Genomic DNA, 12,098 nt, shown 5'->3' with positions numbered 1-12,098 from the left:
AAGGTGCGCGGCGGCACCGAGACGCTTACTTCTGCCAGGTGCGCTTCTTGTGACGATGCGCCCGGAGCTTCTTGCGCCGCTTGTGCTTGTTGATTTTCGCTTTCCGACGTTTCTTTAAGGAACCCATAATTATTTTGCTTCCAAAGCGGGGCGGCCCTCGCGCTGTGCCTCAAAACCACGGTGCACCGGCGTTGCCGCGCCCATTCCAGACATTTTGGCTTAATACACCACTTTGTTCAAGGGATATTCGATGATGCCCTCGGCGCCGGCGGCTTTCAGTTCGGGAATCAGCTCGCGCACCACGTGCTCGTCAATGATGGTTTCGACCGCCACCCAGCCTGGCTGGCTGAGCTGCGAGATGGTGGGGTTGCGCAGGGCCGGCAGCCGCTCCAGCACCTTCGGCAGGCGCGCCTGTTCGATGTTGAGCTTGAGGCCCACCTTGGCCTCGGCATCCAGGGCGCCCCGGAGCAACAGGGCCAGGATTTCAATTTTGCGCCGCTTCCAGGGGTCCTTCCAGGCGCTGTGGTTGGCGATGAGCCGCGGGGTGGAGGAGAGCAAGGTGTCCACGATTCGCAGTTTATTGGCGCGCAACGAGGAGCCGGTTTCGGTGATGTCCACAATGGCATCCACCATTTCGTGGGCCTTCACTTCGGTGGCCCCCCAGGAAAACTCCACCTCGGCCTTCACGCCGTGCTTGCGCAGGTATTTTTTGGTGATGTTCACCACTTCGGTGGCGATGCGCTTGCCTTCCAGGTCCTTGACAGACTTGATGGGGGAATCCTCCGGCACGCACAACACCCAGCGCGCGGCCTGGCGGGTGGCCTTGGAAAACAAGAACTCGCCCACTTCATGCACGTCGCTGCCGTTTTCCACAATCCAGTCATAACCGGTGATGCCGCAGTCCAAATGCCCATGGTCCACGTACCGGCTAATCTCCTGCGCGCGAATGAGGCGGATTTCCAGTTCCGGGTCGTCCACATAGGGCACGTAGGAGCGGCTGCTCAACGTGATGTTCCAGCCTGCCTTGGCCATTTTTTCCAAGGTGGCTTCCTGCAGGCTGCCCTTGGGCAGCCCCAGCCGCAACTTGCGCGGCGTTTCGGTGTTTGCTTGCTTGGCTTGCGCTTTCATGTGCGATGTTCAGGCGTGGCATTCCTGGCCAACCCCCGCCGGGCTGGGCTTTCCAAGGCCACGCGACAGCCCCCTAGCATAACGCCTGCGCGGCATTCCGCAACGGGAGTTTTTGCCATCCTCTCAAGAGGTGGCGCACCGGGCCCCAGGTTTGCCAATGGCCGGGCAATGGCTAGGCGCTCATGGCGCGGTCAAGGGCATTCCACCAGAGGTCGTGGAGGGTGCTCAAGCGGGCGGAGTGGGTGCCGGCCGCGGTTTTAATTTTCAAGGTCTGGCCTTTGACCACGCCCAGGCGATGCACGGGCACGCCGCGGCTGCGCGCCAGCGCCTCCAGTGCTTCCACGTGTTCCGGGGCGCAGGAAATCACCACCCGGCCGTGGGCCTCGCCAAACCACAGGGCATCCTGGCGGGCGTCCCTCCACGGGGTCAAGTCCACCTCGGCCCCCAGCAGAATGCTGTGGCCGCGGGCCTCGCGGCGGGACATGCAACACTCGGCCAGGCAGACGGCGAGGCCGCCCTCGCTGCAATCGTGGGCGCTGCGGACCCAGCCCTGCGCAATCAATTCGCGCAAGGTGTCGTGCAGCCGTTTTTCGCGCGCCAGGTCGCAAGGCGGCGGGGTGCCCAGTTTTTTGCGGTGCAGGCGCAACAAATAGGCCGAGCCGCCCAGGCCCTGGCAGGGGTCCGCGGCGTCCAGGGGATCGCCCAAGAGAAGGATCGCGTCGCCCTCGGTCTTGAACCACTGGGTGGTGATGTGCTCGCGTTTTTCGATGATGCCCACCATGGCCACCGTGGGGGTGGGGTCAATGGGGCCGTCAGGGCTTTGGTTGTACAAGCTGCAGTTGCCGCCCGTGACCGGCGCGTCGAATACCCGGCAGGCCTCGGCCACGCCGCGCACGGCTTCCTTTAATTGATAAAAAAGCTCCGGGTTGTGCGGGTTGCCGAAGTTGAGATTGTCGGTCACGCCCAGGGGCCGCGCGCCGGAGCAGGCCAGGTTGCGGGCCGCCTCGGCCACGGCGGCCTTGCCGCCTTCGTAGGGGTCCAGATAGACGTAGGCGGCGTTGCAGTCGGAGGTAAGGGCGAGGTATTTTTCCGGCACCGGCCGCCCGGCGGCGGGTGAGCCGGCGGGCAGGACGGGCAGGCAATCTTCCTTGAGGCGGACCACCGCGGCGTCGGAACCGGGCAAGACCACGGTGCCGTTGCGCACCATGTGGTCATACTGGCGATAGACCCAATTTTTGGAGGCAATGGTGGGCCAGGCCAGCAGCTTTTTGAGCACCGCCATGGGCTGGGTGGTGTCGGGCAGTTGCGCCGGGGTGAAGGCACGGGTCACGGCGAAATAGGCGGGCGGGCGGGACTCCCGATGATACACCGGGGCGTCATTGGCCAGCTTGGCGGCGGGGATGTCGGCCACCACCTGGCCATGATGCTTGACCACCATGCGGCCGGTATCGGTGACGACGCCGATTTGCGCCCAAGGCAGGTCCCATTTGTCAAAGATGCGCTGCACTTCGGCTTCGCGCCCTTTTTTGACGATAATCAGCATGCGCTCCTGGGATTCGCTGAGCATGATTTCGTAGGCGCTCATGTTGGGGGCGCGCTGGGGCACGCGGTCCAATTCAATCTCGATGCCCGTGCCGGCGCGGGCGGCCGTCTCGCAGGTGGAGCAGGTCAGCCCTGCTGCGCCCATGTCCTGGATGCCGGCCACGGCGTCGGTGGCGAGCAATTCCAGGCAGGCCTCGACGAGCAATTTCTCCATGAAGGGGTCGCCCACCTGGACGGCGCCGCGCTGTTGCTCGGCGGATTCCTCGGTCAAATCTTGCGAGGCAAAGGCCGCTCCCGCCAGGCCGTCGCGGCCGGTGGCGGGGCCGACGTAAAAGACGGGGTTGCCCACGCCGGTGGCCTTGCCGCGGGCGATTTGTTCATGGCGCAGCACGCCCAGGGCAAAGACGTTGACCAGGGGGTTGCCCTCAAAGGATTTGTCGAAATACACCTCACCGCCCACAGTGGGGATGCCGAAGCAGTTGCCGTAATGGGCAATCCCCGAAACAACCCCGGAAAAGAGGCGCTTGACCGCCGGCTTGGACAGCTCCCCAAAGCGCAGCGAGTCCAGCGCGCAAATGGGGCGGGCCCCCATGGTGAAGATGTCGCGAATGATGCCGCCCACGCCGGTGGCCGCGCCCTGAAACGGCTCCACGGCGCTGGGGTGGTTGTGGGACTCCATTTTGAAAGCGATGGCCAGGCCGTCGCCAATGTCCACAATGCCGGCGTTTTCCTCGCCCGCGCCCACCAGAATGCAGCAGGATTGGGTGGGGAAGGTTTTCAACAAGGGGCGGGTGTTTTTATAGGAGCAATGCTCGCTCCACATCACGGAAAAAATGCCCAGCTCGGTGTAGGTGGGCGGGCGCCCCAGAATGTCCAGAATCATCTGGTATTCCTCGGGGGTCAGCCCATGTTTCTGCACCAGCTCGGGAGTAATCGCAGGGTCACTCATAGGAAATCCAGTCGTGGGGGGGAGCACGGGGGTCAAGCTGCTTTGGGAGCGCGGTGTTTTTGCCACCAGTCCATCATGCTCTCCAGCAGCCGCCGTCCATCCTCGCCGTTCAGGATGGACTCGCTGGCGCGCTCCGGGTGGGGCATCAGGCCGGCCACGTTGCGGGCCGCATTGCAAATGCCTGCAATGTTCAGCAGGGAGCCATTGGGGTTGGCGCGCTCGGTCAGTTCACCCTGCACAGTGCAGTACTGCCAGAGAATCTGGCGATTGGCCTGCAACTGCGCCAGCGTGCTTTCATCAGCGAAATAACAGCCTTCCCCGTGCGCCACGGGGATGCGCAGCACGGCGCCCTCCGGCGTGAGGCACGTAAACGGCGACTCCGCGCTGGCGACGCGCAAATAGACATGCTCGCAACGAAATTGCAGGGAGCGGTTGCGCACCAGCGCGCCCGGCAGCAGGCCGGCCTCGCACAAAATCTGGAATCCATTGCAGATGCCCAGCACCAGCCCCCCCTGCGCGGCAAACTCCTGCACAGCCTGCATCACCGGACTGAACCGCGCGATGGCGCCCGTGCGCAGGTAATCGCCGTAGCTGAAGCCGCCGGGCACAATGACGGCATCGGCCGCGCCCAGGGACCGCTCCTTGTGCCACTGCAGCCAGGCGCTGTGCCCCAGCACGTTTTTGAGGACGTGCACGCAGTCCTGGTCACAATTGGAACCGGGAAATTGCAATACGGCAAAATTCATAAACACGCCTTCCCCCCGCCGCACTCCGCCGCCTCCGCGGGCCGCAGGCGGGGTCTCGGTTATTCAATGACGAAGTGGTAATCTTCAATGATGGGGTTGCTTAAAATCTTGTGGCAGGCCTCATGCAGCCAAGCTTCCGCCGCCCTGGCGTCCTGGCCTTCCAAATCAATTTCAATGTACTTGCCCACATGGACAGCCTTGATGCCGCCATAGCCCATGTGTTCGAGCGCGTTTTGCACGGCCTTGCCTTGCGGGTCCAACACCGCCTTTTTCGGCGCAATCACAATCTTTGCTTTCATTGCCTGTGTCTGGAAAGGGCGCCCCGGCCCTCAAAAAAGACGGGGGCGATGTTGGGCCAAGCGGCCCAAAACGCCAGCAATTTTTTTGGGCGGCCCGGGGGCACGCAGGACGCGGCGGGCGGGCGGGCGCCATAAAAAGATTGCAGAATGGGCGGCGCCCGTAACAATCGCCGCCCGGAAAGGGCAACTACATGAAACAATACACCGCACAACAAGCAGCGGCCACCCCGGCGGAGCTGGGATATCGGATGCCGGCGGAATGGGAGCGGCACGAAGCCACCTGGCTGGGCTGGCCGCACGAGCGGACGGACTGGCCGGGCAAAATGCAGGCCATTGAGTGGGTTTATGGGGAGATGATCCGCAAGATTGGCGCCGGCGAGCGCGTGCGCCTGTGCGTCAATTCCCCGCGCGACGCCCGCCGCGCCCGGGAAGTCATCCGGCTGTCCGGCGGGGACGTGCGGCAGGTGGATTTTTTGCCCTTTCCCACCAACCGGGGGTGGATGCGCGACAGCGGGCCCATCCATGTGACGCATTCCCGGGAGGGAAAAGCGATTGTGCATTTTCACTTTAACGCCTGGGCCAAGTACCCCAACTGGCGCAAAGACCGGCGCATTCCGGAGCTGGCGGCGCGCAAATACCGGCGCCGGTTGTTTCACGCGAAGGCGGGCGGGCGCGACTTTGTGATTGAGGGCGGCGGCATTGAAGTGAACGGGCGCGGCACGCTGCTGACGACGCTGGAGTGCTACCAGCATCCCACGGTGCAAGTGCGGAATCCGGGGCTGGACCGCGCCGGTTACGAGGCGGCCTTCAAGGCCTATCTGGGGGTGACGAATGTTTTCTGGCTGGCGGCCGGACCGGTGGGCGACGACACGCACGGGCATATTGATGACATTTGCCGTTTTGTGAACCCCACCAGCGTGGTGCTCATCGAGGAAAAGAACCCCAAAGACGTCAATTACAAACCGCTTGCGGAAAACTGGGAGCGCATCCAGGACTTTAGATTGGAGGACGGCTCGCGGCCGGAGGTGATTGCACTGCCCATGCCGGCGCCGTTGTATTTTGGGCGGGACCGTTTGCCGGCCAGTTACGCCAATTTTTACATCAGCAACGCGTGCGTGCTGGTGCCGACCTTCAACGACCCGAATGACCGGGTGGCCTTGGGGATTTTGGGCGAGCTGTTCAAGGACCGTCCCGTGGTGGGCATCCACGCGGTGGATTTGGTGCTGGGTTACGGGACCCTCCACTGCCTCACCCAGCAGGAGCCGGTCTGAATCAAGGCTTCGGCTGGAAAGTAAAAAATGCCAGCATGATTTTACCGAGGATTTGTTCGCCGTATTCGTTGGCGTGGACGACGTCACGGTAAAAGAGGTGCGGATGCAGGCCGGAGCTGCGGATATATTCAGCCCAGGGCGTGGTCAAATCCAGGTAGGCGCATTTTTCCTCGGTTGCCAGTTGTTTCAGGGCCTTGCCATACTCGCCTGTGCCTGAGTAACGGGCCTTGGCCAGCGCTGCTGCATCGCGGGGGTCGGCCGTGCCAAACGCGCCGGTGAACAAGAGTATCTCCACCTCCGGCAAAGCCTCGCGGAGCTGGCGGATGACCTCGCGGATGCTTTCGATGTCCCGCTGGCTGATGCCGCCAATGAGCACCAGGTCAGGCTGGCGCGGCGCCACGATTTTGGGGATGCGCTGCTCTTCCTTGTAATGCTGGCAGCCGCCCCCACCCCGCACATAGACCAGGGCTTCAATCTGGCACTTGGGATAAGCCTCCTGCAATCGCGCCACCCAACCGGAGCGCATGGTATCGTTGACGATGCTGTCGCCCATGGCCAGCAGGCGCAGCCTCCCGCCTTCCATCAATTTCTGGCGCGTGCGCCGCAACGGCTGCCAGTCGGCGGGCGGTGGGGTGAACTGGCCGGGAGGCATTTCCTGCTGGATTTTCTGGATTTGGGCCAGTGAGCGCTCCGGCGTGCGGAAGAGGTAGTAATCCTTTTCCGCCACCTGATTGGTGCCGCCGCCGACGTCCGGCGGATATTTGGCGGGCAAGGCGCCTTTTTCGGGGAATTTCACCGGCGAGTCTGCCATCATGTCGGCGCGGAGGGTAATCCCAGTTACCCAGCATGCGGCCAGCAGGAGAATTAACGTTGGCAGGCGCGGGACTCGACCCAGTACGAGGCGGATACGGATGTTAAAGTTCATACTATTTCACCTGCAATAATCAGCGGGGCAAAGCTTCGTCCGATTGACTTTTCTCAGCAACTTTCCATTCCTCACTGACGCGGAGGAAGCAGCGGGCCACGCGGGCCTGGTCGGGCGGGGGCGGCGGGTCATTTTTGAGGCTTTCCCATTCGCGCCAAAAACCGTCCACGCCGCTCCAGACGGTCTGCACCACGCCCAGCAGGCGCTGGCGCACGGCGGGGGCGGCGCGTTCGCGCATAAGCATGAGGTCGCGGACTTGCTGCGCGCCCACTTCGGCGCGATTCCACAGGCAGGCCACCACGCGGAAGCCTTTGAGGGCAAAATAAATGGGGGTGGGATGGGCGCGCTCATAATGCCAGTCGCAAATCACCACGTCCTTGGGTATCAAATCAATGGCGCGGTGGGTGTCGTTGAAACTGGCCTCCCATTCGCCAATGCCGGTGGTGCGGCCGTCCAGGAGCCGGTCTCCCCAAATCCACAGCTCGCGCTGGCGGCTTTTCAAGTGTTGCTGGATGCGGGTGACCTCGCCAGCAAAAAGCTCCGCTTTGTCCTTCCCCCCGCAGCGGGGACAGCGGTCTTCGCCCAGGTAAAACACCTCGTCCATGCCGGCGTGGAAAGCGCGGGCCTCGAAGGCGTCGCACAACTCGTCCACCAGCGCAAAAACCACCTTGTGCACGCCCGGATGCAGGGGGCAGTAACTTTTGCAGTAAAGGCGGTCGGGATTGGGCCACTGGTATTTGGCGGGCAGCGTGACCCAGGGCGTTTCATCGAATTCGGGATAGACCTGCAACAGCTTGCCGGGGGTGCTTTGCCAGGACTGATGGCCGAGGAGGTTGATTTGCGGGATGAGGTGAATGCCGGCGGCCCGGCCGGCCTGGACGAGCCGCTGGACTTCCGCCCTGGAAAGCGGGGCGCCACCACGCAGCTCGGGATGGCTTTCGTAGGCATAATTGAAATCCACGCGCACAATCAGGGTGTTCACCCCGCGGGCAGCCAGCTCATTGGTCATCCAGGCGGCAAAGCGTTCCACCTGCCGGGGAGCGGGGGCGGCGATGCAGAGACCGCGCACGGGAAAAGGTTCAGCGGCAGCAGGAGCGGCCCCTACGGAAGCGCAGGCCAGCACCCAAAGAGCAAGGCTCCATGACCAAAGCTTGCGGGCTTTCATGACGTTGCAGCATAAATCAAGGACTGAACCGGGCCAATGCTTTTCCGCCGGGTGAGGCGGCAAATCGGGCATTGCCGGACAGGGGGGGCTTTGTTAAGTTCTGGCGCATGTTTTCACACGTGGTCATTTTTTGGACCGACCCGGCTCGACCAGAAGCGGCTGACGCGCTCCTGGCAGGCGCAGAAAAGTACCTGCGGCCCATTCCGGGCATCCTGCACTTTCACGTGGGCAAAATGGTGCCCAGCCATCGGGCGGTGGTGGACCAGAGTTACGCGGTGGGGTTGAATCTTGTCTTTGCGGACAAAGCCACGCAGGACGCCTACCAAACGCATCCGCTGCACGTGGAGTTTGTGGAAAAAGTCTTCAAACCCAACTGCACGCGGGTGGTGGTGTACGATTTTGCATAAGAGGGGGCAAGCAACATGGCAGCCAAATCGCCGGTCAGAATGGCCATTGTGGGGTATGGTTATTGGGGGCCCAACCTGGTGCGCAACTTTGGGGAAGCCGAGCATTGCCAGGTGGTGTATTGCTGTGATTTGGACCCCGCCCGGCAGCAGCGGGCGCAGCGGCGGCATCCGTGGCTGCGGGTCACGGGCCGGTGGGAGGAACTGTTGGCGGACAAGGAATTGGATGCGGTGGCCATTGCCACGCCGGTGCACACGCATTATGAACTGGCCCGCCAGGCGCTGGAGGCCGGCAAACATGTGCTGGTGGAGAAACCCCTGACCATGCGGGTGGACCATGCGGAGGAATTGTGCGAGCTGGCGCAAAAAAAGGGGCTGGTATTGCAGGTGGATCACGTGTTTGTGTACAGCCCGCCGGTGATCAAGATGAAGGAGATTGTGGACTCCGGCCGGCTGGGGAAGATTTACTTCATTGACAGCGTACGCATCAATCTGGGTTTGCTGCAAAGCGATGTGAATGTGGTGTGGGATTTGGCCCCGCATGACCTCTCGATTGTGGATTTGTTGCTGGGGCGGATGCCGCGGAGCCTGTCGGCGTTTGGGGCGGTGCATGCCAATCAGCACATTGAGGATGTGGCCTACCTGAACCTGGACTATGGGGATGGGCTGATTGCCAATTTTCACGTCAACTGGCTCTCGCCGGTGAAAGTGCGCCAGATGATCATCGGCGGCAGCGAGCAGAGCCTGATTTACAACGATCTGGAGAGCAGTGAGAAGGTGAAGGTTTACAACCGCGGCATCCAGGTGGGGCAGGATCCGGAAAAACGCCGTCAGGTGCTCATCAGCTACCGTTCGGGCGACCTGTGGGCGCCGCATATTCCCAATGATGAGCCGCTGGCGCGCATGGCCGCCCATTTCATCCAATGCATTCGCGAGGGGCGCACTCCCCTGACCGATGGGCAGGCCGGGTTGCGGCTGGTGCGGATTCTGGACGCCGCCCAGCGCAGCATCAAAGCCCAGGGGGGCCGCGTGGTTTTATGAGCAAGAGTCCCGAATTCAGCCGTATTGCGCCGGACGTGGAACTGGGCGAAGGCGTGCAAATCTATGGCTTTGTCAACCTGTATGGCTGCCGCATTGGCCGCGGCACGCGCATTGGCACTTTTGTGGAAATCCAGCGCGGGGCGGTGATTGGCGAGCGTTGCAAGATTTCCAGCCACACATTCATTTGCGAAGGCGTCACGATTGAAGATGAGTGCTTCATCGGGCATGGCGTGCTGTTCATCAATGACCGCTATCCGGCGGCGGTGAACGCGGAGGGCCAGTTGCAATCCACCGCCGACTGGCAGTGCATTCCCACGCGGGTCAAGCGCCGGGCGTCCATCGGCAGCGGGGCGGTCATCCTGTGCGGGGTGACGATTGGGGAAGGCGCCCTGGTGGGGGCGGGGGCGGTGGTGACGAAGGATGTGCCGCCCGGCGCCGTGGTGGCCGGTGTGCCGGCACGGTTGATGCCCAGGAAGACGGTGGAGTAAGGGATGCTCATGGAATTAAAAGGCAAAACAGTACTGATTACCGGCGGGGCCGGGCTGATTGGCTCCACGATAGCGGATCTGCTCGTTCGCCAGGAACAAGTAGGCCGCCTGATCATCTTGGATAACCTGACGCGCGGCACGCTGCATAATTTGGAGTGGGCGCGAAAACATGGTTCCGTGGAGCTGGTGCAAAAGGACATCCGGGATTTTGCGGACATTCGGCCCCATTTCGAGGGCGTGGACGTGGTGTTTCACCAGGCGGCCATTCGCATCACGGCCTGCGCGGAGCAGCCGCGCGAGTGTCTGGAGGTGCTGATTGAAGGCAGCTTCAACGTGGCCACGGCCTGTGTCGAGGCGGGTGTAAAAAAACTGGTGGCCGCCAGCAGCGCTTCCATTTACGGGCCGGCGGATGTGTTCCCCACGCCGGAAAGCCATCCTCCCTATAATAACCGCACGTGGTACGGCGCGGCCAAGATGGCCAATGAGGGGATGTATCGTTCGTTTTATGACATGTACAAGCTGCCTTATGTGGCGCTGCGGTACTTCAATGTGTACGGCCCGCGCATGGATGTGTTCGGCAAATATACCGAGGTGCTCATCCGCTGGCTGGACTGCCTGGACCGGGGGGAGGCGCCCAAGATTCATGGGGATGGGAGCACTTCCATGGACATGATTTACAGCGAGGACATTGCCCGCGCCAATATCCTGGCCGCGAAAAGCGAGCTGGTGGATGAAGTGTTCAACATTGGCTCCGGCCAGGAAACCACGTTGCTGCAGCTTTTGCAGACCCTGTTGAAAGTGACCGGCCACGAGGACGTGAAGCCGGAGTTTCAACCGTTGCGCAAGGTGAATCCGGTGCCGCGGCGGCTGGCGGATGTGTCGAAGGCGCGGCGGCTGCTGGGGTTTGAGGCGCAGGTCAGTTTGGAAGAGGGCTTGCGGCGGCTGGTGGCCTGGCGGGCGGAAGCCATGGCCGCCCAACAATGGCAAGCTTACGCCACATGATACCCATCACCAAGCCCGTCATGGGCGATGAAGAAGCGCGCGCGGCGCAGGAGGTGATTGCCAGCGGCTGGCTGACACAAGGCCCGCGTGTGGCAGAGTTTGAGCGCATGGTGGCGGAGTACACCGGCGCGCGTTACGCGGTGGCCTGCAGCAGTTGCACCACGGCGTTGCATCTGGCGCTGGTGGCGCTGGGGGTGGGGCCGGGGGATGAGGTGATCGTGCCTTCGATGAGTTACATTGCCACCGCCAACGCCGTGCGCTATGCCGGCGCGCAGGCGGTGTTTGCCGAGGTCGAACCGCACACCTTTAATCTGGACCCCGCCGATGTGGAGCGCCGCATCACGCCCCGCACCAAAGCCATCATGGTGGTGCACCAGTTGGGGCTGCCGTGTGACATTGACCGGTTTCTGGAATTGGGCCGGCGTTACGGCGTGAAGATATTTGAAGACGCGGCCTGTGCTTTAGGCTCGCGTTACAAGGGCCGGCCCATCGGGGCCCACACCGAAATGGCCTGTTTTTCCTTTCATCCACGCAAGGTGATTTGCACGGGTGACGGCGGCATGGTGACCACCAACAATGAATCATATGCCCATTTGATGAAGGTGCTCCGCCAGCACGGCATGAGCGTGCCCGATACCGTGCGCCATCAGGCCAACAAGGTGATTTTCGAGGAACACAACGAATTTGGCTACAACTACCGCATGACCGACCTTCAAGCCGCCGTGGGCATTGAGCAGATGAAACGCCTGGACGGCCTGGTGGCCCGCCGCCGCGCCCTGGCCGCGCGTTATCGCGAGAAACTGGCCGGCGTGCCGCACATTGAGGTGCCGGCCGTGCCCGCCTATGCGGAGACCAACTACCAGAGTTTTGCCATCCTGCTGCAGCCCACGCTGCCGATGAGCCGGTTGGCATTGATGCAAGCCTTGTTGGACCGCGGCATTGCCACCCGGCGCGGCGTGATGACGGCACACCGGGAGCGACCCTATCGTCTGACCCACGGCAACCTGTCCCTGCCCGTCACCGAGGCCGCCAGCGACCATTCGCTGCTGCTGCCGTTGTACCCCCAGATGACCGAAGCGGAACAAGACCAGGTGATTGGCGCTTTGCGTGAAGTATTGACCCGTGCCTCCTCCTGATT

13 protein-coding genes are annotated in these 12,098 nt (G+C 62.4%); 6 read left to right on the top strand and 7 right to left on the bottom strand.

Going from position 1 to position 12,098, the window contains the following annotated elements; genetic code table 11:
* Positions 1 to 25: 25 nt before the first annotated feature.
* The 5 genes from NXS98_RS16280 to purS all read right to left on the bottom strand — a co-directional run bounded on the left by NXS98_RS16280 (position 26) and on the right by purS (position 4,664).
* Complete coding sequence (locus NXS98_RS16280) at positions 26 to 127, bottom strand: AURKAIP1/COX24 domain-containing protein (RefSeq protein WP_116934655.1); 102 nt, start codon at positions 125 to 127, stop codon at positions 26 to 28.
* A 92-nt stretch (positions 128 to 219) separates the two neighbouring features.
* A complete protein-coding gene (gene hisG, locus NXS98_RS16275) occupies positions 220 to 1,128 on the bottom strand; it encodes an ATP phosphoribosyltransferase (protein ID WP_283846109.1) in 909 nt (302 codons plus the stop codon).
* A 172-nt stretch (positions 1,129 to 1,300) separates the two neighbouring features.
* The gene (gene purL, locus NXS98_RS16270) at positions 1,301 to 3,619 is read right to left on the bottom strand and encodes a phosphoribosylformylglycinamidine synthase subunit PurL (RefSeq protein WP_283846108.1); all 2,319 of its coding nucleotides are present in this window, start codon (positions 3,617 to 3,619) and stop codon (positions 1,301 to 1,303) included.
* A 32-nt stretch (positions 3,620 to 3,651) separates the two neighbouring features.
* On the bottom strand, positions 3,652 to 4,365 hold the full coding sequence (gene purQ / locus NXS98_RS16265) for a phosphoribosylformylglycinamidine synthase subunit PurQ (protein ID WP_283846107.1): 714 nt from the start codon (positions 4,363 to 4,365) through the stop codon (positions 3,652 to 3,654).
* Between the two features lie 59 nt (positions 4,366 to 4,424).
* Positions 4,425 to 4,664 (bottom strand): phosphoribosylformylglycinamidine synthase subunit PurS, encoded by a 240-nt coding sequence (gene purS, locus NXS98_RS16260; RefSeq protein WP_283846106.1) that lies wholly within the window; start codon positions 4,662 to 4,664, stop codon positions 4,425 to 4,427.
* Between the two features lie 191 nt (positions 4,665 to 4,855).
* On the opposite strand from purS, the gene NXS98_RS16255 reads away from it, so the two are divergent.
* Positions 4,856 to 5,935, top strand: coding sequence for an agmatine deiminase family protein (locus NXS98_RS16255; protein ID WP_283846105.1), 1,080 nt, complete (start codon positions 4,856 to 4,858; stop codon positions 5,933 to 5,935).
* Between the two features lies 1 nt (position 5,936).
* On the opposite strand, the gene NXS98_RS16250 is transcribed toward NXS98_RS16255, so the two are convergent.
* Complete coding sequence (locus NXS98_RS16250) at positions 5,937 to 6,860, bottom strand: SGNH/GDSL hydrolase family protein (protein ID WP_283846104.1); 924 nt, start codon at positions 6,858 to 6,860, stop codon at positions 5,937 to 5,939.
* 19 nt (positions 6,861 to 6,879) lie between these two features.
* Entirely contained in the window at positions 6,880 to 8,025 is a 1,146-nt protein-coding gene (locus NXS98_RS16245) for a family 20 glycosylhydrolase (protein ID WP_283846103.1), read from the bottom strand.
* A 107-nt stretch (positions 8,026 to 8,132) separates the two neighbouring features.
* Here NXS98_RS16245 and NXS98_RS16240 point away from each other — a divergent pair, with 107 nt between their 5' ends.
* Genes NXS98_RS16240 through NXS98_RS16220 form a run of 5 tightly spaced genes read left to right on the top strand, consistent with a single transcriptional unit; the run spans position 8,133 to position 12,096 of the window.
* The gene (locus tag NXS98_RS16240) at positions 8,133 to 8,432 is read left to right on the top strand and encodes a Dabb family protein (protein ID WP_283846102.1); all 300 of its coding nucleotides are present in this window, start codon (positions 8,133 to 8,135) and stop codon (positions 8,430 to 8,432) included.
* A gap of 15 nt (positions 8,433 to 8,447) precedes the next feature.
* Positions 8,448 to 9,470 (top strand): Gfo/Idh/MocA family protein, encoded by a 1,023-nt coding sequence (locus tag NXS98_RS16235; protein ID WP_283846101.1) that lies wholly within the window; start codon positions 8,448 to 8,450, stop codon positions 9,468 to 9,470.
* The gene (locus tag NXS98_RS16230) at positions 9,467 to 9,958 is read left to right on the top strand and encodes an acyltransferase (protein ID WP_283846100.1); all 492 of its coding nucleotides are present in this window, start codon (positions 9,467 to 9,469) and stop codon (positions 9,956 to 9,958) included. The genes NXS98_RS16235 and NXS98_RS16230 overlap by 4 nt, the downstream gene beginning before the upstream one ends.
* Before the next feature lie 9 nt (positions 9,959 to 9,967).
* Positions 9,968 to 10,960 carry an NAD-dependent epimerase/dehydratase family protein gene (locus tag NXS98_RS16225; RefSeq protein ID WP_283846099.1) on the top strand — a complete coding sequence of 331 codons (993 nt, stop codon included), beginning with the start codon at positions 9,968 to 9,970 and terminating at the stop codon, positions 10,958 to 10,960.
* Positions 10,957 to 12,096 carry a DegT/DnrJ/EryC1/StrS family aminotransferase gene (locus tag NXS98_RS16220; protein WP_283846098.1) on the top strand — a complete coding sequence of 380 codons (1,140 nt, stop codon included), beginning with the start codon at positions 10,957 to 10,959 and terminating at the stop codon, positions 12,094 to 12,096. Before NXS98_RS16225 ends, NXS98_RS16220 begins: the two co-directional genes overlap by 4 nt.
* The last annotated feature ends 2 nt before the right edge of the window (positions 12,097 to 12,098 follow it).

It is taken from the genome of Fontisphaera persica, from assembly GCF_024832785.1.
Classification (GTDB): Bacteria; Verrucomicrobiota; Verrucomicrobiia; order Limisphaerales; family Fontisphaeraceae; genus Fontisphaera; species Fontisphaera persica.
Note: the sequence above shows the minus strand (reverse complement) of the source record. Positions and strands in the feature narration are given on the sequence as shown.